The following is a 21,703-nucleotide window of genomic DNA, read 5'->3' as shown; positions in this document are numbered from 1 at the left end:
CTGACTCGCGCAGGTGGCAAAGCGTACCTAGGCCTCCGTTGAATGCAAAACGCCCCCAGAGCGCCAGTGATACGTTCACTCGCACTTTGGGGGCGTTTTTACACGGCGTTGCGCTTAACGATTCGCTACTTGCGATTCGTTGGGCCGCTATCCTGGCGTGTCACATCAGACCCGCGAGGGCGAACGTACAGCACCAGGGCATGGTCCACTAGCTCGTAGCCGTGCTCTTCGGCGATCTCTTGCTGGCGACGCTCGATGATGTCATCGACGAATTCGATGATTTCACCGCTTTCCAGACACACCATATGGTCGTGGTGGTCCTCTTGGGTCATCTCGAAGACCGCGTGGCCACCGTCGAAGTTGTGACGAATCACAAGGCCCGCCGACTCGAATTGAGTCAATACGCGGTAGACGGTTGCCAGGCCAACATCCTCGCCCGCATCAATCAGTGTTTTATACACTTCTTCTGCGCTAAGGTGGTGTTGACCCGAAGCATTTTCGAGAATCTGCAGGATCTTGACGCGCGGCAGGGTCACTTTCAGCCCGGCTTTGCGCAGTTCATGGTTCTGATCGGCCATGGTTGCTCTTCGCAGTAACAGGTTAGGTCGGGTATCATCGACCGAAACCACGATAGTGAAGAACAGGCTCAAATGCAAAAATTGACTCGTATCATTACTCTTTCCGTTGCCCTGACCGTTGTTAGCGGCTGCAGCTACGTTGGCGTTTACAAGCGCGACATTCCCCAGGGCAACCTGATCACCCAGGAGATGGTCAGCCAGCTCCAGCCGGGTATGACCCAAGAGCAGGTGACCTACGTCATGGGGCGCCCGCTGCTGGAAGCGCCGTTCGACTCCAGTGAGTGGGATTATGTCTACCGCGTCGACAAAGCCTACGAGGGCGTCGAGCAGCGCCGCGTGACGCTCACGTTCGATAACGCGGGTCGCTTGGTGAACATCGAACAGGAAGGCGATTTATCCAGTGATCTGCCGATCAGCACCGACGGCAGCATGGGCCCCGCCGTGGAAGGCGCAGACCCGCTGGACACGCTGCCCAGCCAGCGTACCCCCACGCCGGAAACGGCCCCCGAGCCACAGCCCATCATTACCGGCGAGTAAGCCAGGGCTACTGCCCTTTGGCCTGACGCTTGGCCCGCTCTAGGCGGGCCGCTTTCGGGTCGATCTGTAGCGGGCGATACACTTCCACACGGTCGCCCTCGCGCAGAGTCTCTTTGTCCGGCTGGCGAATGGCCTTGCCGAATATGCCCAGCGGTGCCTGCGCGAAGGTGTCGCTGGGTACCTCTTGGAACAGGCTAGGCAAATCGGCCAGCGCGACGGCTTGTCGTGCGGTCGTGCCCTCAGGCACCACGAGCGCAACGATGCGCTGTTTGTGGGGTAATGCGAAGGCGACCTCTACCTTCAGCAGGTTATCGGCCATACATCTCATCGGCGCGCTTGGTGAACGCGTCGACCAGTTGCCCGGCAATTTGCTGGAACAGCTTGCCAAACGCCATGCTCAGCAGCCGATTGGCGAACACGAACTCCATTTCCAAACTAACCTTACAGGCATCTTCGCCCATCGGCGTAAACAGCCAGCGACCCTTGAGCTGTTTGAACGGCCCTTTCACTAGCGACAGCTCGATGCGCTCAGGCGCGTACAGGTCGTTGCGCGTGGTAATGGTTTGCTCCACGCCCGCGCGCCCAAGCGTCATTTCACCAATCAGATGATCAGCGTCATGCTCGAGCAAACGCGCCCGGCGGCACCCCGGCAGGAACTCGGGGTAGCGTTCGAAGTCATTGACCAAATCGAACATTTGTTGGGGGGTGTGCCGCACCAAGGCGGTACGATTAACGGTTGGCATTGACCTCTCCGCTGACTTCACAGTGCCCAAAGCGTATCATGGGAAACATTTTTTCAGACCTTGAATGGTATCACGCCTCCCCACATAACGAAGGGGGTGCTACTGACAGATCAACGATGAGGTTCCATGGCCACTAAGAAAGGTAACAGCAAGGGCCCCGGCAGCAGTGTCATTGCCCAGAACAAGAAGGCACGGTTTGAGTACCATATCGACGAAACCTTCGAAGCGGGCTTGGCGCTGGCGGGCTGGGAAGTAAAAAGCCTGCGCGCCGGTAAAGCGCAGCTCACCGACACCTACATTTTGATTCGCAACGGCGAAGCGTTCCTGCTGGGCAGTCATATCATGCCGCTGAACACGGCCAGCACCCATGAAATTGCTGACCCCACGCGAACTCGTAAACTGCTGCTGCATCGTAAAGAGATCGCCAAAATCTTTTCGGTCACCCAGGACAAGGGCCACACCTGTGTGCCGCTCAAGCTCTACTGGAAGCGTAACAAGGTAAAGTGCGAACTGGCGCTAGTAACCGGTAAGAAAATTCACGACAAGCGGGCTACCGAAAAAGATCGCGACTGGAATCGCCAAAAAGGCCGAATTATGCGGGAACATAACAAGGCATAACTGGTCAATTTGCCGTGAGCACGTTAGAATGTGGCTTTGAATAAGGGGGCGACATGGTTTCGACGCCGGTGACAAACCCTGCGGTGCATGCCGAGAGCGTGATGTATCTCGTAAATACCACATCACGAAAAATAGTCGCAAACGACGAAAACTACGCTCAAGGCGCGCTGGCAGCTTAAACCCTGCTAGCTTCTTGTCTGGCCCCAAGGTGATGTGCCTATTCATCGCTGCGGGGATATGAGCTAAAGCTGATAGGACCGCGGTTGGCGGTGTCTTCTCGTCAACCGTTAAACTTTAGAAGGCTCGCGTGGCTGAATCCTGACCGTCGGAGTCAGTCGCGCTAAAGCAAATGACGGAATCTAAGCATGTAGAGCCAATGGGCGCGTGCTGGCGGACGCGGGTTCAATTCCCGCCGCCTCCACCAGACACCCCTACAAATCAAGCACCTACGGGTGCTTTTTTTGTGTCTGTCGTCTGAGAGTGGCCTGTTTAGGCATAGCTTGGTCAGTTTTTTAGTCAGCTTTTCGTGCTAGCTGCACCATCTTCAAGCGCGTAGAAACCCGCCATCACGCTCTGCCAAATTCTATCGAAATCAGGCCAATCAAGTGCGTCACTACTATGTCTTAGCTTTATTTCTTTCACATAGTCAGCTGGCTCAGTTAACACCTGATACGCTAGGTCAAAGTAGCTGCGAAGCTTCTCATCATTTGGGTTATTCGGAACCGGATAGCGGCCCGCCCAAATCACCGAACTTGTTAAGAAATCGAGCTTCAACCGATCCTCAGTATTTAGCTCGATACCTGCTTTATGTGCCAATGTCACCAAATTGTGCCCCTTTAGTTTGGTGTCAGGTTCTTTTAAAGTGATGACCGCTTTCAACGCTAGCTCTAGGGATAAGCCGCAGAGCATGAAATATACAGGCCTGCACGCGACCCCCATATCAAACCCTTCCCATTTCCCTATGCTTTTCCTCACATCCTCACTGCCTAGAGTCATCGCGTACCACACTGCTCCTGCCGATGCGTGTAAATCGGCTGCACGGTTTCTCCAATGATTCGGATGCATCTGATTAGCCGTTAAGTAATTGTCGCCCTGATCGTGCATAAACCAGCTCCGAAATAGCTAATGTAATGGCTTTATCTTGCCATGGATTAGCAACCTATATACTGTATAAAAAAAACATTAAAAAGGTATTTTATTATGGGCATTCAGAGCTATGAAAAACTTGTTCTTCGTGTGAAGCGTAAGATCGGTAGCCCTGACGCCCAGTCGAGGCACTGCGTTGAGATCCAACGTCAGGCTGAAGATGCCGCAGAAGACTGGGCACAGCTACTTGCAGATCTGGGCACTGTAGAGAACGTAACCATGATCCCCCTTGATGACAAAGGCGAGTCTGTGCGCTTACGCTGGAATCCTGAAGAGGCAATGTAATGGATGATCGGTACCGGGCTACGGTTTGGCGAAAGAAACTAGAGCGCGGACGCAATGGATGGCGTCGTTTTACCTCTGCATCACTCCCCCGTTGTGTGATTGAGTTTCACATCATTCACAACGGCTATCTCTATAGCGGGCGCCACGGCACTAGCTTTGATCCTGAGGACTGCCGTACACCTGGCACAGCGGCGTACATCATCACGCGGCGGGATTTAATGCGCGAAGGCGTTTGGCGCATGGCGCGAAACCCGGATGGGGAGTGGGGAGTGGTTCGGAGACTTTGGAAGTAGAAGCGTTAAGCTTCTTCTTTCACGCAGGCTTCAAGCTCGGCATAGTCAACGGTTGCCCCACTGCGTGAGCGTGCCACGCAGGCTTGCCTCAGCTCAGCCGTATAATTTGACCAACGATCCATCAAATATCCCATGGCATCGCGTTGTTCCAGTACGCAGTCCAACATCTCAGACAGCGCTTCATCGCTCATTTCAACAGAGCCATTTCCACAGACTGGAGCATGGCTTTCAATCGGTAGCTCTTGAGCTAGTAAAGGTGTCGAAAGAAATAGAGCGGTAATTATAGTGGCAGGCTTCATTGGTATGAATATTCCTAAAGCAGCGCCGTCCGTGGCACTCTTAAATCCTTTTAAATCAGTTCATCTTCCATAACTGTGACGCAACCATCGTGCTAATCGTGGTGTTCCATGGCGTCACATCGACACTCTAGATCATGCTGCACTGCATTGATGTAGGAAATCAGCACTGGCTGTGTAAGAAATCTCTTACAAAAGGCACAAAAAAACCGCTCAAGGCGGCCCGTGTGATGTTGCGTTTTGTTGCCCTACCACTGAATAGCGTTCACCCCCTCCACTGTCCCAGCCTCCCGCACCGCTTTCACCAGCCGCTGCCGTCACCCCGTCAGCCGCTGAAACTGCGTGAATTGCTCAGCGTTGTTGTCAGAGCGACGCCGCCTCCCTGAATAACTCGTCTACGCCCTCCTGCGACAACCCCAACGACCCATACAGCACACTCACCCAAGGGGCTGAGCGCTCAATCGTGGTGGCGTACTCCCACTCAATCTCTGCCACCTGGCGACCTTGATCATCATCAATCGCGGCAATGGCATCGGCAACGACAGCCAGCAGTCCATGCTTGGCCAACACCAAGCGCGCTTGGCGTGGCGTAATCGCCGCACTCGCTCGCCAGCGTTCTAGCTGCTCGATGCGCTGCTGTTCTTGCTCTTCGGGGGTGAGCGGTGCGGGTGGCTCTGGAGCGTCGTCCGGGTGGTCGATAGTGGGTGGTTCCGGCATCCTCAGGCGTAGATCGATCCAGCGCCCTTCGGGAATATCCATCGGCTGATCGGCTACTACATCACCCGTCGCTGAATCGACCTTTTTGGAGAACGTGCGCACAGTGATAGTGCCATCGTCTGCTTGCTCAGTTTCCACAACACACAAACGATTGCCGTTGCTGTCCTGGGGTATCTCAACTGTCCAGCCATTAGCAGCGAAGCCTAAAGAACCTGCAACGGTGTAAAATCCGACGCCATTGTGTGAAGCAGTGACGCCTTGGGCTTGGCTATTTGCCGCGCCCGCTCCCGCGGCGGTGAAATTATGGCTTTCGTCGGTCGCGCTCTCTGCGCTGTTGGCGATGCGGAAAATGGGCGATGCAGCCTTGATGAAACCGTTGCTGTCAACTGTGGTATTACGTGTTGTATAAAACTGGAACGACTGACCCCAACCGCCCGCTCCAGAATTGTATGTGCGCAAAAAAGCTCTTGGATTAACTGACTCGTCTACGTATATATGACAGACACGCCCACTTGTATACTTATTATTGAATAGAAATCCATTGGCGATTGGGGAGCCGCCGACCGTGACGCCGCTGCGAATAGTATACAATCCAATCTGCATTTCATTGTTGTCAGCATCTTGTAATATTGGTGCTGAGTTAGAGCCCAAACCAAACGCCCCCACAGCCATCAAATCCCCAGAACCACCCACGACCCCACGCCCACCCAACGTATCAATCAAGCTTTGCACTTGAGCACGATCGGGAAACTCTGCGATCAGCGTTTGGCTAGTACCGGCACGGCGGTAAAGCTTTAGGTAAGCACCATCGCCCGGTACCGAGAAATACTTGCCATCCGCCGTGTTGTTCCGCCCCTCGGTGATTGTCGGCCAGATGTTGTTGATGCCCATCGCCGCGTCGCGGAAACGCGTCACTTCTGCAATCAAGTTCGCGATCTGCACGTTGGCGTTGGCTAAATCCTGCTCTGCGCTCATAGCGCCTCCTGATACTCTCGATAAATGCGGTGCATAGCTGCAGCATTTGCGGCGTTGCGCACTGCGGCTTTGGCGGTGATGCGGGCTAGCTCGATGCGGTGGATATGCTGCTGCCGCTGTTCGTGGTTTTTGAGTACTCCGTTAAGCACTGTCTCAGCGTCAATGCCCAGCGCGGCGGCTTCGGCAATGAGCCGTGGCCCACCGCCCGCTTTCGCCTCTGCCAGCTTTTCCCGGTACACCTCGGCTTGGGCCGGGTCAATGTGCCGAGCCGCCGCCGCCGCGCTGTCAATCAACGCCAAGTAGTGTGTCTCGGCATCGGTGCGGCTTGCGAACGTGTGCGCGTTAAGCGTCGTCAACGGTCACCTCCTCCACCCTATCTAGGTACTCGATATGGCCGCTTAACCGGATTTCATATGTGCCAGGAAGGTCATACGTGATGACTAGCGGCGCGCCATTGGTCACCGCTTGCTGGCCATTGGTAGCCACCGTCACACCAGCGGGTATGCCGTCTAGCGTGATGGTCATGCCGTCAGTGCGTTGATCGATGTCAAGCGAGCGCTTAGCCCGTACTTGTCGGGTAGCCACGTCCACATAGTGGGTGGCGGCGGACTCATGGCCGCTAGCCAGGGCGTAACGCTGGCCCTGCCGCCGCGCATAACGTGCTGAAGGTGCCGAGAATTGCGCAGTGATGCGACCATCGGCGTCGTAAAACAGGAAATGCTTAGTGCTCATGCTCATAGATCACCGCTTTGTGATGATGAGAGTGATACGGCCGTTGATAACCCGGTAGTCATGTATCCCGGCGGCCACAGTGCTTTTAGCCCGCGCACGCAGTCGTAGATCAGTGCCAGATACTGGGAATCCGATCAGCCGGCTATCTAGGGTGTATGCGTCTCGCCGGGAGTCGCCGTAGACATGGGTATACAGACCACGAAACAGCGTGGCGCCGGTCGCAGTGCTGTACAGTTCCACCTCTAACTCACTCGCTGACCCGTTCCGATCGGTATCCATGTACGTTTCCCACGCAACAAACACAACCCCTTGGACTGAACCGCCCCCTTCCATGACGCGGCCCGTATTGATGTTTGCCACCGGCTGCCAGCCGCTAAACCCTGGGGAGCCGTGGGCAATCTGAACGGCCCCAGCGTTTTGCACGGCCAGCGGAATCGTGACGGCGTTCCCTTGGATTCGCAGGGTGTCTACCTCGGCAATGCCAATCTTGGCGGCGGAGATAGCCGCATCGGCAATTTGCGCCCGCTGAACAGTGACGTTCTGAATCTGCGCCCAATTCACAGTGAGCTGGTCGGCGGCGATATACGACGCCTGCAGCTTGCCGTTTTGAAACACTACGCTGCCGTCACTGCTGCGCAGTTTGGTAAACAACAGTTTCGTGATCAGCGCATCGTTCATCACGACCGACCCGGCATCCAACACCATTGGGAAAACTTCGTCGCCGCTGTTGGGGTGGGCGAAGTAGATACGGTCGGCGCGGAAACCCAGCAAGCTTTCTTGGCCGTCGTCGGCTAACCCAAAGCCCGACACCCGCCCGCCGTTGTCGATGCGTAGCGTCCACATCGCTTCCAGCCGCTCTGTGTTTTCGTTGTACTGCGCTTGGGTGTTCTGCTGAACGCTGGCGAGCTCTTCATTGAACTGCACTTGAACAATGTCGATCTGCTGAGCCAGTGCGCCGTACTGGTCTGCCCGCGTGTTGGCCTCCTCTTGAATCGCGGCGGTATTGCCGCTCGCGGTGCTTTGTAGGGCACTAAGCTGCGATGCCTGAGCGCCGAGCTGTGTAGCACGAACGCTCGCTTCATTCTGTATTGCTGCTTTGTTGTCGCTGATTTCCGCCTGTAGCTGCTCGTTGCGGCGCGCTTCGGCTTCTTCGGCGGTTAGACGGGTAGTGGTCTGGAACTGATACGTAGCAGAGTTGACACCTTCGGCGGCAGCAAGTACTCGCTGCAGAGATGCTAAGTACTCATCTTCACTGCGACGCACCTGCCGTTCTTCTTCCAGCGATGCCACACCGCCATCGCCTAAATCCGCGACCAGCTGCTCTATCTGCTGAGCAAGGGCGTCGGTTTCGCTACTCCATGCGTCGCGCTCGGCAATAATCGCCGCGGCGTTGTCCTGGGTTTGCGCCTGCAGGGTTTGCACGCTGGTGGCCAGCGAATCGGTTAACGTGCTGCGAGTGGTTATTTCCTCCTGAATAGCCGCGCTGTTGCTGTTGAGCTGCGTTTCAAAGCCGCTCAGCTCTTGCGCTACGGCCTGCTGTTGATCGACCAGGGCTTGTTGGATCTGTTCGATAGCGGCGGTGACTTCGGGAATGTCCGTTTCCGCAAAGGTCACTAGCAAGCGGTCGACCTGCACACCGTTGCCACCCCCGGCGGTGCTGCCCCAAATCGCAACGGCATGCTGCGCGCCGCCGGTGCCTTCGGGGACGTCGATCACGACGTCATAAAACGCCCACTCAGCGCCCGGCGTAAACCGCTGCCATTGCACCGACTGCCCGGCGATCTGATACGCCAGCGCGAACTCTGCGGCCGCGCCGGTGGCGGGCTGTTTGGCATACACTGCTAGGCGGATCTCATGCCCTGCAAACTCCGCCGCCGTTTCAGGCGCGATGATGCGACGCACGCCCCCGCCGTTAGGGTTCGCGCTGCTGGTGGTCGAGGTGACCAACGCGGATTGCAGCCCACTATAAACACCGCTGGTGACGGCGCTAATGGCGTTGCCGCTGGTCGCGCTCCAGGCGTCAAAATCCGCCCCCGGCTCAAAGCCGCTATTGAGCGATGGGCGGGCATCCAGTCGTGCTGAGAGAATACCTACCTGCGTGGCCAGCGAGCTGTACTGGTTGGTACGAATCTGCCGTTCGTCGAGGATCAGCGATTCGTTGTCCTCTACACGCCCGCTCAGCTGGTTGATCTGAGTGGCCACCACTTCCGCGTCGTTGATACGGATCTGGGTCATGGTGTAGATCGACGCCGCCGCGGCATCGTAGGCCGCTGCAATGGCGTTGATCTCTAACCCCAGCAGCCCGAACTCGGTTTCTACCTGCTCGCTCAGTGCAGTGATGGCCACCGTGCGGTTGTCGGTTTCCTGCTGGATGGCTTGGGCACGGGCCAGGGCTTCGGCTTCAAAGCCGTCGACCAGCTCGCTTCGCACCGTCTCGACTTCCTCGCCACGCTGCTCCGCTTCGGCGGCGATGCGTTGGGCAACGCTGCCGGGTAGCGATGCAGGACCGTCGATTTTGTCGATGCGCTCCTGTAGGGCCTGGTCTAATGCGCTTTCGCGGATCTCGCCCGTTAGCCCCTGCAGGATCTGCTCAATGTCAGCGGTGGTAGAAGCTGGCACGTAGAGCCAGGGGCTGGCACCGTAGGCGTTTACGCTGCGCACGTAGTAGTGGTAATCGGTGCCCCACGTTAAACCTGTGTGGGTATAGCTGGCACCAATGCTCAGATACTCAGCGCTGGCGGCCACCTGGTTAAGCGGTAGCTGTGTAGCACTCCAGCGGAACTCGAATTCTACCCGGCCATAGCTGCCACTCAGGCGTGGCGTTAGGGTGATGCTGTCGTTCGCGGCAGAGATACCGACGCTCTCCGGCATCGGCGGTACGTTGATGGCAAACGACACCACGGCAGGGCCAGACTGCCCCAGCCGCCCACGCGCCCGCACTTCTGCTGTGTAGCTCCCCGCTTCCAGCCCGCCCACGTCACAGCGCTCTACGCCTGCGGGCACTTGTGCCGCTTGTACGGCCACGCCGTCGCGCTTGATCACCACGTTGTAATGCAGCGCGGCGTCTACCGGGTTCCACACCAAACGACCTTGGATGACTTCGCCCACGTTTTGTAGCACGTACTGCAGGCCCGTAGGCGAGCCGATGCCACCAGCAGGCAGTTGGATGAAGCCGAACGGGTTAAAGGGTTGGCCCACGGCGTCGTCGTAGATCTCGGGCTGTTCCTGCTGCAGCGTGACGCGGCAGCCGTTTTCCCCGCTGAAATCCCAGTCAACCACGCGGAACTCACCGCTGATATTCAGCGTGGGCAAGGCCACCTGCACAACCCGGCCCGGGCGGCAGGCGTAGCCCCGGAAGTTCAGCGGTAGCTCTAACGTGCCCCCGGCCCGCTTACGGCGTAGCGCGATATTGGCGAGGCGTTGAGCTTGGTAGGGGCTGCTGACGAAACGGAGATCTAGCGTATCCTCAATTTCCTCCCCATCTTCAGCCACCCACTCGGCCACGCTCACGGCGGGGTAGTCGGTTTCAGTCCAGCGCTGTTCCGGAGAGATAAACTTGCCGCGCATGGTGTTCACGGCATCGGCGCGTGATACCTCGGTTTGCCCGGTAACGGTGCCGATCACCATGTCTTCATCAATGGTCAGCTCATAGGGGCCGTAGTACGCGCCCACCTGTAAGCCAAACTTACCGCCCACGCGAATCAGCGAGCCCGCGCACGCGGCCTCTAGGTCTGCCAATACGCGGTCTTTACGCTCGTCGGCTTTGAAGCCACCGCTGACGGTATAGCGGCGCTCGGTGCTGCCGTCTGGGTTCGTGATGATCTCATCGCACACGTTCGCGGCATCGATGAACGTATCCCACAGGATCTCATCATCGGGCACGCGCAAACGGTGGCGGATGTACCACAGGATGACCAGCGCGGCGTTGTTGGTGTAGCCGCTGGTTAAGGTGCGCGGGTCGTAAATATCGTTACGGCCACGGTACTCAAAGAGCAGATCCGGAATGCCGCTGGCAAAGTAGTCGGGGTCGTATTTGAGAGTGACGCGCACCCAAGAGAGATCACGCCCAATCTGGCTGTTTTGCCAATCCGGGCTATTCGCCAGCATGTAGGCATCGGGGGCAGTGGCGCCGGTGATGAGCTGGTATTCGATGCGGTCGCCCGCGCTGGCCACCGGCTCTTGATCGACGTAGATCTGATCAAGGCCTGCGATGGTGCCCTCGGTCAGCACGTACACCAGGTGCAGCCGTTCGTTCTCCTGCTGTTCGCCCGGTTGCTCTTGCGCCCACGCCAACAATGCACCGGTACCGGCGCGGCCAAACACGTAGCGAGCGGGCTCTTTTGAGCTGCGGATAACCTGTTTTAGCTCGGTTTGAGTGCCGCTCCCAACGCTGGGAGTCTTGGCAAGGCTTTGGGAAAGTAACCCGCCACCAACGGCCACAAGCCAAGCCTGACCAGTGGCAAACCCCACCACCGCCGCCGCGACCCCTGCAACCGCTTTGACCGCTTTACTCATGGCCGACTCTCCAACATACCAGCGGTTCTGCCTGCACTCGGTGCACGCCTGTTTCTGTAACTGCCCAAATAGCGTTCGCCCACACCACACCCACACAGCGGCCGAACTCGCTATCAAACAGCACCACATCACCCCGTTGGCGCATGGTCACAGGCACACGCTTAAACGCTTCATCCCAAGCAGCTTCCAGGCTGCCGTGAGTAGTGCGAAGCACGCGCTTAGCGCCTAGCTCTGTGTGGTATCGGCCACGGTATTTGGCGGCTGGGTCAACGCCGCAAATGGCGATGCAGCAATCAGCAGCGAATAGGCAGCAGTCAAACTCACCCCACAAAAAAGGCCGCCCGGAGGCGGCCTGAATGGCATTGTGGAGCTGGGTGGTCCAGTCTCGATAGCGCATGAATTACCCTGAAATAATCTGTGATAGAGTCGTTAGTGCATTGACATTAAGAATCCAACAGGAGCTAAGAATGAATTTTGAAATAGATGAAAATTTAAAAATTGACCCAGACAACAAAGGTTGGGTCTTAGGCTGGGCAGTATTGACAACATCTCCCTGGCACTTAGCTGGTGTTTACGCTTCAAAACAAAAAGCAGAAGCGACTTGCCCTGAAGGCTATAAAGTTGAATATGGCTCACACCGGCTAGGAAGCGATGATTTTACCTATGGCGCTACTAACGAGGATAACTAAAACTCGGCGCATCACGCTTGGCCCCCCAATAGATCGGCCAATCGGATAGCTGCGCCACGGCAAAGAAAAAGCGGTCATCTTGGTGCCGGGCGCGGTGGTTTTCATCGGTCCAGCGTTCGGTACCGCCGCGCTGCCAATCAATCATTCTGTCGGTGATCGTTACGCTAATGGCGTTGTCGTCCTCACTGCCGCCGTAGCTCATGGCGGCGGCGTCCATCTTGCCGCTGAACAGAATATCGGCGGCGTAGTTACCGGCGTCATCGTAAGCCACTAGCATCAACTTGCCCGCTCGCCCTCGGCACCGATCCTGTAGGGTCGATGCCACCAGGGGCGCATCCAATCCCGACAAGGTGAGCGTTACCGACATAGGCGAGGTGCTGTTCAGCTGCTCCTGAGTGCTGCTGACACCACCAAAAGCGCCAATGCCCTCATAGGTATGGCCTTCGATCACCAACGGCCCCGTACCTGTATGGGCACGCGCTACGCCATCTCTGAAATCCAGCTCAGCGGCATACACCATGCGCACGGTGGGCTTGGCCAGCATAGCCACCACCTGATCACTAAACGGGAATACCTGCATTAGAAGGCCTCTCTACATTCCAACGTGCCACCGGCTATCAACGCCTGAATAGACAGCGACACATCATCCCGCGCCAAGCGCATGATGGCGTATGGCTCTCGGTAATTGACCGTTGCACCGTTGGCCGGGGGCACTCGCAGCCAAGGGGAAACAGGCACCACGGCAATACCCTGAGCGTTACTGGTCACATCGGCTAGCACTTCCAGCAGCTGGTCTGAGATGGTGATGTAGTCGCCAAGGCGTAACACCAAGGCGTTGGCGTTCCAGTTGCGAGTCACCACCTGAGCACCTGCCTGCCCGCCGCCATCCACCACCGCATTGCCCACGAACGGCCCCGGTGGGCGCGTCCAGGGTTTCAGCTTAAACGTGCCCGCCATGCCGTGGAGCGATCCAATGAAGGTGGATAGCACGCGCTCTTTGGGCCGCTTCAAGTTGCGAAACGTGAGCGAGCATTTCCAGTAAGCACCCGGATGGGTGCGGATCTGTTGAGACTGCGTGAACGGGCTTGTGAACGCATAAGAGTTAAACACTCGCCCCCACTCCATGGTGGCGGGCTGCAGCTCGGTGGGCCAATCAACTGTGCTCATACGCTTAACGCCCTTCTGATTTTCCCGTTACGCATTGCATCGTTAAGCACGCGGCGATAGGCGTTTTCCTCGGCCTGCTCGATACGGCGGATCACATCGTTATCCACTTGCCCGGTGATGTGATACGTATTGCCTGCCCTGGGAATAGCGCCATTCTCCTGACGACTAGGCAGCGAAGGCACCACACCTTGCCCTACCGCACCGCCATTAGCGTATCCGGTAAAGTTCTTACGCAGCGATTCCACCACGCTTAACCCACCCGCCCGTGCTACGTCCTCTTGGCTCCACACCACTTCGCCCCGGTGCACGATGCCAGCCGGTTCGTACTTGCCACCCGGGCCGGTGTAGCCACCCTCCGAAAAACCAATTTGAGACATGAAGCCGCCCGCAATGGCACCACCGCCGCCCCCGCCGAACATGCTAAACAGGCCCAACGCTTGCTGCCGAATCGCCATGCGGATCATGTCGTTGATGATGCTGTCAGCTAGGTCGCTAAAGCTTAGCTGCCCGTTTTTGACGAACTCCGCCAGCGCGTCTTCAGTGCGCTGCAGGGCATTGCTCATTGCCTGCTCTGATTGAGTGGCAACATCACGCGCCTGGTCCATGTAGCTTTCAAGGCCACGATTAGCACCATTGCGCCAGTTCTCCTCAGCCGCCCGCTTACGTGCAGCGGCTGATTCGACCATGCCGACTTCTTCATCCATGAGTTGCTGCAGCAGCGCCCGCCGCTCCTCATACGCCGCTTCACTAATCCGAGTGCTGTCGTCTTCCTGACGCTGATGGAGCTCGCGCATTTCATCGGCGTAGCGTTGGCGAACGCTGGCAATCTCGCGCATGACTTCGATGGCCTGATCGCTTCGGCCCACGGCGATGATGTCGATTTCCATGCCCTGCTGTCGGGTAGACAAGCGGGCGCGCTCAGCGGCCTCAAACCGAAGTAGCTCTTGGGCTTCGATCGCTTGCTTGGCCAGCTGCTCGCGTGTCGTTAACTCCTGCTCTAACTGCTGCAGGTGGCGGGCATGGGCTTGGCTAATCTCTCGTAGGCTGCCGTTTTCAAGGTCGTACGCTAGTGCTGCCGCTCGGCTGTTATCGCCATGCAGGGCAATCTGACGCTGCAGCGAAGCGGCCTGCTGTTCGTATGCCTGAACGATTCGCTCCGCGTTACGTTGCCCATCTCGGGCGGCATCCCGCGCTGCGTCGGCGGCTTTCTTACGCGCTTCTGAATTGGCTTGCTCCTGTTCAGCGGTTGCGGAAAGCCACAGCGTATAGCCGCGCATTACATCGCTGACTTCCGGCCCCATGGCATCCAGGCGGCGGTTAGTTTGCCCCATCGCGGAAGGGTCCCGCAGGTTGGCGATCTGTTCGCGCAGCTGGTCGTTGTAACGCTGCCAGGCTTGCAGGGTTTTGTCGCTGGGGGCGTTATTCTCAATACCGCTTCCCGCCCGCCCCGCTGCGCTAGCGGTTTCATCCAGCAGGCCGTTCAGAGTATCGATGCGCTCGCCAAACTCGTCAGCATTGATACGACCATCTGAGAACTCAGCGGCCAGCAGTCGATATTCACGCATCACGCTATCATCGATACCGATGCGCGCCTGTACCTCAGTCAGCACGCTGTCCATGCTGCGGGCGCCGGTCTTTACCTCCTCAAACATAGCGTTGACTTCATCGAAGAAGACACGCGCACTGGCACCATCCATATCGCCAAAGGCTTCACCCAACAGCCCTTGGCGGATGCTTTCCATGGCGCTACGGGCTTTTTCAGCTTCCTCCTCTTGTCGATCGCCCCAACGAATCAGCGCCGCTTTCTGGTTCTCTACGGTGAGCTCACGGAACTGTGCGATCAGCGTATCCATTGGCTGCTCGATATTCAGCAGCGAGGCGGCGGTTTCATCGGTGCGATCGCGGAACAGCATGAAGCTGGCGGCCGCACCGGCGGCCAGCGTGATCAATCCAGCAGGCCCCGGCAGCAATGCCAACGCGGCTGCTTTGGCACGCCCAGCCAAACTGGTAGAGGCTGCCAGGCGTTGTTGAGCTGTTGCTTCCGCGTTGGTAGCTGCTGTGTGCTGTGCAGAGGCGGCGATAGAAGCCGTGCGGGCTGTGCCAAGGCGGGCCAACGCCGCCGTGTGTTGATCGGTGCCCCGTGCGGCTCGCTCGGCTGCCATGGCCCGGCCTAACTCACGCTTGCTAGCAGTGGCCTCAGCAGCGGCTAGTCGAACCGTGGCGGCGGCAGCCTGCTGCTGGGCAGCGGCATAAGCGATCTGTGCCTGGGTGTTCTTCACAAACTCAAGGGCAGCCGCACCGGCGGTAATCGCCAGGGTGCTCATGTAGCGGGCCAAGCCCATGGCGGCAAACACACCGGCCACCGCTACCACGTTCTCGATATTATCGGCTAGCAGTTCGATGCCACCCGCCAGCGCGGCTGTGGTGCCATGGGCCTCATTGGCTTGGCCGATATAGACCATAAAGCTGTCTTTGAGTACCTGAGTGGCGTCTTCCACCGAGGTGGGCATTTCATCCAGCTCTTGGCGAAGATCACCCAACGACGCCTGCAGTGCTCGCATCACAACATCGGCGGTCAGCTCGCCTGCCGTCGACATTTCCTGAAGCTTGCGCGTCGTGACACCCAAGCTTTTAGCCATGGCCTGCTGTAGACGTGGGGCGTTTTCGATCACGGCATCGAAGGCATCACCCTGCAGCTTGCCCGCGATCATGGCCTTACCGAACTGGTCAATCAGCGAGGTGGTGGCCTGCATGTTGGCCCCACTGATCACTAAGCCAGCACTCAATGCTTCCGTTAGGTCCAGCACTTCTTCTGTGGCGAAACCCAATTCTTTCAGCGGGCGAACCGAGTTCACGAACAGCTCGCTGTTATCCATCAGCGCTTTGTAGGTAACGCGGCTTACCTGCTGCAAGCGCTCCTGCACTTGGGCGTATTCCCGCTCCCCTTCGGTGGCTAGGCGGATGCGCGAGGCCATTTGCCCGTAGGCATCGGCGGTCTGAATCAACGCCCCCACGGCAAAGGCACCGGCCAGCACGCCCGCCATGCCCACCGCCGTTTGGCGGATTTCCAACATCTGCGCATTCAGCGCCCGCAAGTTAGTTTGGTTGCGCTGCAAGGCCAGATCCTGACGCCGCGCCCCGCCCTCCATGGTGCGGTAGTAGTCGGTGCCCATGCGTGAGGCTCGAGCCATCTCGCGCTGGTAAACGCTGGAATCAGCGCTAATACGCACAATCAATTCACGCAGGGACGCAGCGGCCATACTTTTCTCCAGGCGTAAAAAAACCCGCCGTAGCGGGTTTTAAGCATCATAATTACTAAAGAGAGTTTAGAAACATTTGAAGATTGTTTCTTAGCGCATTGTTATCACGCATGGATTGAACTTGATTCTGACCCATCGCCATTTGGGTTTCTACGTGCGGCTGAGCTACCACTCTTACGTTTTCACCAATTGATGCAATAACAAATGAAACAACAACCTCAGGCGTTGTTGAATATGAGTTTCCAATCAACATTTGCGTAAGTGCCGCATTAGCACCTTGCATAGTAGAAGAGCATACGACTCTAGAATCACTAGACTCTCTTATTGTATGCCCCCTGTTGATACATGCATTAATGATATCCTGACTAACTACAGACTGACTTTTATCCTGAATAGTCTTTTCAGCAAAGCCAGATTGAGTTTGCTGCATTACCTCCTGCTGAGCACAACCAGATAACCCAATAAGCAAACCAGCCATAATCAATATTTTCTTCATGTTATGTTCCCTATTAGTTTCCCATGGGGAACTTAACCCACTTTGCTAAGTTTGGCTAGCTCCCCGCCAGCGCCGCAAACAACGTTTCCAGCGCCTCATCATCTTCAACACCTTCGGTGGTGTCGCTGCCTCCCCAGTCGATTAGCACGTCTTCAAAGTCCACCTTCGCGCCTTGCGACTGGTACACGGCGGTGGCGATCTGGGCGGCGTGCACGTCGCCACGGCGGTCGCTAATGGGTGACAGCTGATCAAACGCCATCCACTGAATCAGCTCGCGAGCCGTCATCGGTGCTTGGTGGCCTGCCAGCTCTGCGAGGGTCTTACCCAGCCGCAATGCCAGGGTCATCTGAAACAGAAGCCCCGGCTGGTCGGTTAGTTTTTTTTTGCGTCTTCGACAGGTGTGGCAGTGGTCAGGCCCGCCAGCTCGAACGCTGCGTTCAGGAATCGGCCATACACCGGCCCCCAACTGGCGGCCACGCTGTCCACGTCTTCATCGCTGAAAATACGGTCATAGGTTTGCGGGTCGATCAGTACGCGAACCAGCATGGCCGCTTCAGGCGTGTGGTCATCCAAGCGGCTGATGCGCTCGCTCACGGCATCAGAGTTGTCTTCAGAGACCTCTTCGCCCGCTACCGCCTGCAAACGTGCTTGCCACTCTAGCCAGTCATCGGCACCTGGTTCGCGCACGATCACCTTGCGCTTGCTAGTCGGCACGGGCACTTCTTTGTGCCGATACCCCGCCAGGGGCTGCAGTAGCTCCTGGCGAAGGTTGTGGGCTTCGGGGTTTTTACGCGCTGCCATAGATTAGGTTCCTGCCGGTGGCGTCGGGGCTGGTTCGTATACTGGCTTGCCAATCACTCGCAGGTTGAAGGTGCCGCTAGCCACGCCGTTTTGGGCAAGGCTCCAGCTGTCTTGACGCACCTGCACCAAAAGCTTCACGGAGTTGCCAGACTTGAACGTGATGTTTAGTAGACGCAATGAGTCGTCGGCATCCGCCGTACGCAGGCTGTCCTGCCCCTCGTCTTCTGGTTTCCAGTTGCCGCTGATGGTGAGCTCGCCCATACCGCGCAAGCCGTTCTCCATCTCCTGCTCATCGCTCTCCAAAACAGTCATATCGAGATCTGACTTTTGCCCACCGGTGTAGCTGATCTCTTTGGCCGTGGTGGAGATTTTCTTCTGCTCACCCTCCGGCACCGTGGCGGTGATATCGGCGACAGCAGTGGCGCTAACCCACACGATGGTACCGGCGGTTAACTGGTATTTAGCTTTACGTGCCATGGTGGCCTCCTAGGCATAAAAAAACCCGCCGGCGGCGGGTGGTGTGTTGCTTGTTGGCTAGTGCCAGATCGTGAGCTCTGCGGTGGCTCGGTAGAGCGCAGTGTCGGTTTCGTAATCCTGCAGTTGGGTTAACTCGCCGGGGTCCAGCGTGTCTAAGGCGTCAATCGCAGCTTCCAGCAGTTGGTCCGCTTCAAGCTGTGAATGGGCGTAGGCATCTAGCTGAACGCTTGCCCTCGTAGCGCCCATGCCCGCTATGGTGTCGTCGCTGTTGCGGCTGGGCAGCGAGTGAACCAAGTACGGCACCGCCGTGCCTTGGGGGGCCACCAGCGCAAACACGCGCCCTTCTGCCAGCTCTTCGATGGCCTGATAAATGTCCACCTGAATCATTTCGTCAGCACCTTATCAAGTGCCTGGGTGATCTTCTCGATGGCCGCGTCACCCGCCTGCTGTTCAACGGCATCGAAGGCAGGCCGGATAAACGGCGCTGGTGGAAGTTTGGAAGTGCCTAGCTCTACAAACTTCCAGTAGAAGGCGTTACTCGGGTCGCTGGCCTTTCCCCGCTCTCGCACACGTACCCCCGCCGTTGCCCGGCTGTTCTCCGAGACTTTGGCGGTCACAGCTACGATGTTCTTTGCCAGCTTGCCGCTGCGCTTTGGGGCACGGCGGCGGGCTTCGTCACGCACTACCCCAGCGCCTGCCCTAGCCCCTTGGCGGCGCACGCGGTCGTTTTCAGCCCGCGTGAGTTGCTTTAAGTCTTCTTCCAGGCTGGCAAGCCCTGAGAAGTCGAGATGGCTGTGAATCACTGTTTCACCCCTTGCGTGCACATGCACAGCAGTTGGCGGCGCTTGGGATCGGGTAGCGGCGTCACGATGGTGTAGATCTCGGCACCACGCACCAGGCGCATGCCGCTTTTCACATCGGGGCGGTAGCGCATGAGAATCTCAGCGGTCACTTCCGCTTGTTCTGCACTGGCAGAGAGAAAGGCTTTACCGCTAACACCGCGCACTTCGCACCAGACGGTGCCGACCTCAAACCAATCCTTGCGGGTACCGCCGATGGCATCTTTCACATCGCCATAGCCTTGCAGGGTTAAGTGATCTCTTAGGCGTCCGGCTCTCATACAGGCTGCACCACATACGTATCCAGCAAGCCGTCCAGGAAGTCATGCTTGGCGGTGATGGTTCCAGCGACAGCGCGCTCTCGGTGTTCATAAAGGGAGGCAGCGGTGGCGAGTATCCACTGGCGAATAGGCGCCGGTACCGCTTCCGGCTCAGCGCCATAGCCTGCCTTGTAAACCACCGTCACCAAGCCTTCAAAGCGGTCTACGGGTTCGACTACCGGCGATTCCCCCAGCTGCGCCGCCCACTCGGTAGTGGGCAGTTCGCCGCGGCTATCGCTGACACTGACTACTTCAAGCGCAGGCCAGCGGCGAAGCTCTACCGCCCCGCCGTGGGGGTTTCCCCGTTGCTGCCAGGTTTGGGTAATCAGCGCCCGCCCGGTCAGCTGCTCGGCTTCCTGGCGGGCGGCCATGATGAGCCGCGACACCATATCGTCATGCTCATCATGTTCTATCACCGCCTGCAACTTAGCCTCTGCCACACTGACCGGCTCGACCGATGGCGGCGCAACCAGTGTGGAGCGCATCATTCGATCACCGCTTCTTCATTGGCCCCACTGTTGCGCGCCTTGCGGGCGGCGGCGATGGCTTTATGGTTAATGTCGCCTGCCTTGCGAGCCACCAGCGCTTCCACCTCGGCACCCGGCAGCTTGGGGGTATCGCCGGGGCGGTAGTCTTTGCCGCCAATGGTTTCATCCCGAAGGATGAGCACCGTTAGCTCTGGCAACGGCTGCTCGGGTTCATCATCGGCAGGTGGCGGTGGTTCGGGCGCTGCTGGGGTGGTACCGGCATCGGCCGCTGCTGCGGGGCTGGGCTCGGGGGTGATTGGCTCGGGGGCGGCCCCTTCATCTGTGGTTGCGTCAGCATGTTGGGTGGCCTCCTCCGGGGTTGCTTTCTTGGTAGCCATGGTTTGCTCCTGCGTTCCTGCAAGTAGAAAAACTCAGCGGGGCCATGCGCCCCGCTGAGGGTTTAGGAAGCCGCGCACTGGAAATGCTTCACGGCACCGCCAACATCCATCAAACGACCACCAGCCCGCATAAAGGCGAGGAAACCTACCTGGCCTTTTTCGGTGTATTTGGAGTCGGTCATGCGGAACAGCTGAATCTGCATCACGTCGCGGATGATGTACTTCTGGAAGTCGCCAAACAGCAGCGGCTTGTTACCGGCCCCCAGCTTCGGCATGTGTTGGTTAATGGCATAACCGTAGCCTGCCAGCGTATCCGGTTCTTTGGTGGCCACCCCCGGCACCCAGATCGGGCGGTCGTCGGCATCCTTCAGCTTCTTGAGATCCCGCAGGGTGTGGTCGTGGAACATCCAGCGGCAAGTCGCCATGCGATACGCCGGGTCTACGCTGTGTTCGGTATCCACCAAGTCGTCGTAGGTGATGGCAGACACCTGCCCAGTCGGGGCGATCTTGCCGCTTTGTGAGCCGGTCAGAATGCCGTGAGGCTGGCCTACCCCGGTACCCACGGTAAACATGCGGTTGGTGATGCGACCCAGGCGCTGGTTCAACAGCTCTCGAATATAGGCCTCAATGTCGATCTCGCTGTCTTGCAGCAGCTCAAACGGAATGGCGATCGACTTGGAGCTGAACTTGTAGGTGTTATGCGGCAGTGTGCCGAAGCTGGTTTCTCCCGTAGACACCTGCTGGTTCTCACCAACGATTTCACCTTCTTCCGTGGTGGCATCGGTGGTTGGCCAGCTGATCGCGACACCGCTGGCTGTCTGGATGACATTCGACACTTCACGCATACCACCAAAGGCTTTAAGCGCCTGCAGCAGCTCGCTGCTGAACTGGTCCGGCGCTAGGTAGCCCCCTTCGCTGCCGGTACCGGTGCTCATGGCGTTCTGCATCATCTGCTGGCGAAGCTGTTGAACGTGCTGGCGTTCTTCCGCATCCAGCCCATCCACACCGTTGCGCATCCAGTTACGGAAAATCTTTTGCTCTTTCTGTTTCAGATGGCTGGCTTCATCTGTAGAGATGCCGTCGCGGTTGGCGCGGTCTTCGATGCGATGTGCTTCTTCCGCTTCACGATCCATCAGGGTTTCGTGACGCTTGATCTCGGCATCGTAGTTGTCGATGTTGCCCACCAGGTTGTCGTACTCCTTTTGCTGAGCATCGCCCCACTGGTCACCAGGGTGTTTGTCCAGCAGTTCTCGGCAGGCCTTGGCGGCTTTGGTGCGCTGCTCCCGCAGTTCTTGAATGCTCTTGGGCATGGTGTTTCTCCTAGGCGTAAAAAAACCGCCCGTAGGCGGCTGGT

27 protein-coding genes and 1 other RNA gene are annotated in these 21,703 nt (G+C 57.8%); 5 read left to right on the top strand and 23 right to left on the bottom strand.

The window, feature by feature from the left end:
- Window positions 1-125 precede the first annotated feature (125 nt).
- Complete coding sequence (gene fur, locus CTT34_RS01725; protein WP_016915905.1) at window positions 126-578, bottom strand: ferric iron uptake transcriptional regulator; 453 nt, start codon at window positions 576-578, stop codon at window positions 126-128.
- Window positions 579-650: 72 nt separating this feature from the next.
- Here fur and bamE point away from each other — a divergent pair, with 72 nt between their 5' ends.
- The gene (gene bamE / locus CTT34_RS01720) at window positions 651-1,115 is read left to right on the top strand and encodes an outer membrane protein assembly factor BamE (RefSeq protein ID WP_159340781.1); all 465 of its coding nucleotides are present in this window, start codon (window positions 651-653) and stop codon (window positions 1,113-1,115) included.
- Window positions 1,116-1,122: 7 nt separating this feature from the next.
- On the opposite strand, the gene CTT34_RS01715 is transcribed toward bamE, so the two are convergent.
- Window positions 1,123-1,434: an RnfH family protein gene (locus CTT34_RS01715; protein WP_159340780.1), complete on the bottom strand. Its 312-nt coding sequence runs from the start codon at window positions 1,432-1,434 to the stop codon at window positions 1,123-1,125.
- Window positions 1,424-1,858 carry a type II toxin-antitoxin system RatA family toxin gene (locus CTT34_RS01710; RefSeq protein WP_159340779.1) on the bottom strand — a complete coding sequence of 145 codons (435 nt, stop codon included), beginning with the start codon at window positions 1,856-1,858 and terminating at the stop codon, window positions 1,424-1,426. Before CTT34_RS01710 ends, CTT34_RS01715 begins: the two co-directional genes overlap by 11 nt.
- Window positions 1,859-1,984: 126 nt before the next feature.
- On the opposite strand from CTT34_RS01710, the gene smpB reads away from it, so the two are divergent.
- Together smpB and ssrA are read left to right on the top strand one after the other, a co-directional pair.
- Window positions 1,985-2,476 (top strand): SsrA-binding protein SmpB, encoded by a 492-nt coding sequence (gene smpB, locus CTT34_RS01705; protein WP_062360527.1) that lies wholly within the window; start codon window positions 1,985-1,987, stop codon window positions 2,474-2,476.
- 44 nt (window positions 2,477-2,520) lie between these two features.
- Window positions 2,521-2,900: a transfer-messenger RNA gene (gene ssrA, locus CTT34_RS01700) on the top strand.
- A gap of 92 nt (window positions 2,901-2,992) precedes the next feature.
- On the opposite strand, the gene CTT34_RS01695 is transcribed toward ssrA, so the two are convergent.
- Window positions 2,993-3,580 carry a HEPN domain-containing protein gene (locus CTT34_RS01695; RefSeq protein WP_159340778.1) on the bottom strand — a complete coding sequence of 196 codons (588 nt, stop codon included), beginning with the start codon at window positions 3,578-3,580 and terminating at the stop codon, window positions 2,993-2,995.
- A gap of 96 nt (window positions 3,581-3,676) precedes the next feature.
- On the opposite strand from CTT34_RS01695, the gene CTT34_RS01690 reads away from it, so the two are divergent.
- Entirely contained in the window at window positions 3,677-3,907 is a 231-nt protein-coding gene (locus CTT34_RS01690; RefSeq protein WP_159340777.1) for a DUF1654 domain-containing protein, read from the top strand.
- Window positions 3,908-4,205: 298 nt separating this feature from the next.
- Here CTT34_RS01690 and CTT34_RS01685 read toward each other — a convergent pair whose 3' ends face one another.
- From CTT34_RS01685 to CTT34_RS01660, 6 genes are all read right to left on the bottom strand, one after another.
- A complete protein-coding gene (locus CTT34_RS01685; protein WP_159340776.1) occupies window positions 4,206-4,499 on the bottom strand; it encodes a hypothetical protein in 294 nt (97 codons plus the stop codon).
- A 360-nt stretch (window positions 4,500-4,859) separates the two neighbouring features.
- On the bottom strand, window positions 4,860-6,188 hold the full coding sequence (locus tag CTT34_RS01680) for a phage tail fiber protein (protein ID WP_159340775.1): 1,329 nt from the start codon (window positions 6,186-6,188) through the stop codon (window positions 4,860-4,862).
- Window positions 6,185-6,544 (bottom strand): hypothetical protein, encoded by a 360-nt coding sequence (locus CTT34_RS01675; protein WP_159340774.1) that lies wholly within the window; start codon window positions 6,542-6,544, stop codon window positions 6,185-6,187. Before CTT34_RS01675 ends, CTT34_RS01680 begins: the two co-directional genes overlap by 4 nt.
- A complete protein-coding gene (locus tag CTT34_RS01670; protein ID WP_159340773.1) occupies window positions 6,531-6,920 on the bottom strand; it encodes a hypothetical protein in 390 nt (129 codons plus the stop codon). The genes CTT34_RS01675 and CTT34_RS01670 overlap by 14 nt, the downstream gene beginning before the upstream one ends.
- 9 nt (window positions 6,921-6,929) lie before the next feature.
- Window positions 6,930-11,435, bottom strand: a complete 4,506-nt coding sequence (locus CTT34_RS01665; RefSeq protein ID WP_159340772.1) for a phage tail tip protein J-related protein — start codon at window positions 11,433-11,435, stop codon at window positions 6,930-6,932.
- Window positions 11,428-11,832 (bottom strand): DUF6950 family protein, encoded by a 405-nt coding sequence (locus CTT34_RS01660; RefSeq protein ID WP_159340771.1) that lies wholly within the window; start codon window positions 11,830-11,832, stop codon window positions 11,428-11,430. Before CTT34_RS01660 ends, CTT34_RS01665 begins: the two co-directional genes overlap by 8 nt.
- Before the next feature lie 70 nt (window positions 11,833-11,902).
- On the opposite strand from CTT34_RS01660, the gene CTT34_RS01655 reads away from it, so the two are divergent.
- Window positions 11,903-12,124, top strand: a complete 222-nt coding sequence (locus CTT34_RS01655; protein ID WP_159340770.1) for a hypothetical protein — start codon at window positions 11,903-11,905, stop codon at window positions 12,122-12,124.
- On the opposite strand, the gene CTT34_RS01650 is transcribed toward CTT34_RS01655, so the two are convergent.
- From CTT34_RS01650 to CTT34_RS01590, 13 genes are all read right to left on the bottom strand, one after another.
- A complete protein-coding gene (locus CTT34_RS01650; RefSeq protein ID WP_159340769.1) occupies window positions 12,108-12,704 on the bottom strand; it encodes a hypothetical protein in 597 nt (198 codons plus the stop codon). The genes CTT34_RS01655 and CTT34_RS01650 overlap by 17 nt on opposite strands.
- Window positions 12,704-13,291 carry a hypothetical protein gene (locus CTT34_RS01645; protein ID WP_159340768.1) on the bottom strand — a complete coding sequence of 196 codons (588 nt, stop codon included), beginning with the start codon at window positions 13,289-13,291 and terminating at the stop codon, window positions 12,704-12,706. Before CTT34_RS01645 ends, CTT34_RS01650 begins: the two co-directional genes overlap by 1 nt.
- On the bottom strand, window positions 13,288-16,551 hold the full coding sequence (locus CTT34_RS01640) for a phage tail tape measure protein (RefSeq protein ID WP_159340767.1): 3,264 nt from the start codon (window positions 16,549-16,551) through the stop codon (window positions 13,288-13,290). The genes CTT34_RS01645 and CTT34_RS01640 overlap by 4 nt, the downstream gene beginning before the upstream one ends.
- Window positions 16,552-16,606: 55 nt before the next feature.
- Window positions 16,607-17,047, bottom strand: a complete 441-nt coding sequence (locus CTT34_RS01635; RefSeq protein WP_159340766.1) for a hypothetical protein — start codon at window positions 17,045-17,047, stop codon at window positions 16,607-16,609.
- Between the two features lie 55 nt (window positions 17,048-17,102).
- Complete coding sequence (locus CTT34_RS01630) at window positions 17,103-17,393, bottom strand: phage tail assembly protein T (RefSeq protein WP_159340765.1); 291 nt, start codon at window positions 17,391-17,393, stop codon at window positions 17,103-17,105.
- Window positions 17,394-17,419: 26 nt separating this feature from the next.
- A complete protein-coding gene (locus tag CTT34_RS01625; RefSeq protein WP_159340764.1) occupies window positions 17,420-17,848 on the bottom strand; it encodes a phage tail assembly chaperone in 429 nt (142 codons plus the stop codon).
- 3 nt (window positions 17,849-17,851) lie between these two features.
- Entirely contained in the window at window positions 17,852-18,325 is a 474-nt protein-coding gene (locus tag CTT34_RS01620) for a phage tail protein (RefSeq protein WP_159340763.1), read from the bottom strand.
- A gap of 57 nt (window positions 18,326-18,382) precedes the next feature.
- Window positions 18,383-18,712: a gp17 family tail completion protein gene (locus CTT34_RS01615; RefSeq protein WP_159340762.1), complete on the bottom strand. Its 330-nt coding sequence runs from the start codon at window positions 18,710-18,712 to the stop codon at window positions 18,383-18,385.
- The gene (locus CTT34_RS01610; protein ID WP_074211120.1) at window positions 18,709-19,128 is read right to left on the bottom strand and encodes an HK97-gp10 family putative phage morphogenesis protein; all 420 of its coding nucleotides are present in this window, start codon (window positions 19,126-19,128) and stop codon (window positions 18,709-18,711) included. Before CTT34_RS01610 ends, CTT34_RS01615 begins: the two co-directional genes overlap by 4 nt.
- Complete coding sequence (locus CTT34_RS01605; protein WP_159340761.1) at window positions 19,125-19,445, bottom strand: phage head closure protein; 321 nt, start codon at window positions 19,443-19,445, stop codon at window positions 19,125-19,127. Before CTT34_RS01605 ends, CTT34_RS01610 begins: the two co-directional genes overlap by 4 nt.
- The gene (locus CTT34_RS01600) at window positions 19,442-19,972 is read right to left on the bottom strand and encodes a head-tail connector protein (protein WP_159340760.1); all 531 of its coding nucleotides are present in this window, start codon (window positions 19,970-19,972) and stop codon (window positions 19,442-19,444) included. The genes CTT34_RS01605 and CTT34_RS01600 overlap by 4 nt, the downstream gene beginning before the upstream one ends.
- Window positions 19,969-20,349: a hypothetical protein gene (locus CTT34_RS01595; protein WP_159340759.1), complete on the bottom strand. Its 381-nt coding sequence runs from the start codon at window positions 20,347-20,349 to the stop codon at window positions 19,969-19,971. The genes CTT34_RS01600 and CTT34_RS01595 overlap by 4 nt, the downstream gene beginning before the upstream one ends.
- 62 nt (window positions 20,350-20,411) lie before the next feature.
- On the bottom strand, window positions 20,412-21,659 hold the full coding sequence (locus CTT34_RS01590; RefSeq protein WP_159340758.1) for a phage major capsid protein: 1,248 nt from the start codon (window positions 21,657-21,659) through the stop codon (window positions 20,412-20,414).
- Window positions 21,660-21,703 lie beyond the last annotated feature (44 nt).

Origin of the sequence: Halomonas meridiana (genome assembly GCF_009846525.1) — a bacterium.
Lineage (GTDB): Bacteria > Pseudomonadota > Gammaproteobacteria > Pseudomonadales > Halomonadaceae > Vreelandella.
Note: the sequence above shows the minus strand (reverse complement) of the source record. Positions and strands in the feature narration are given on the sequence as shown.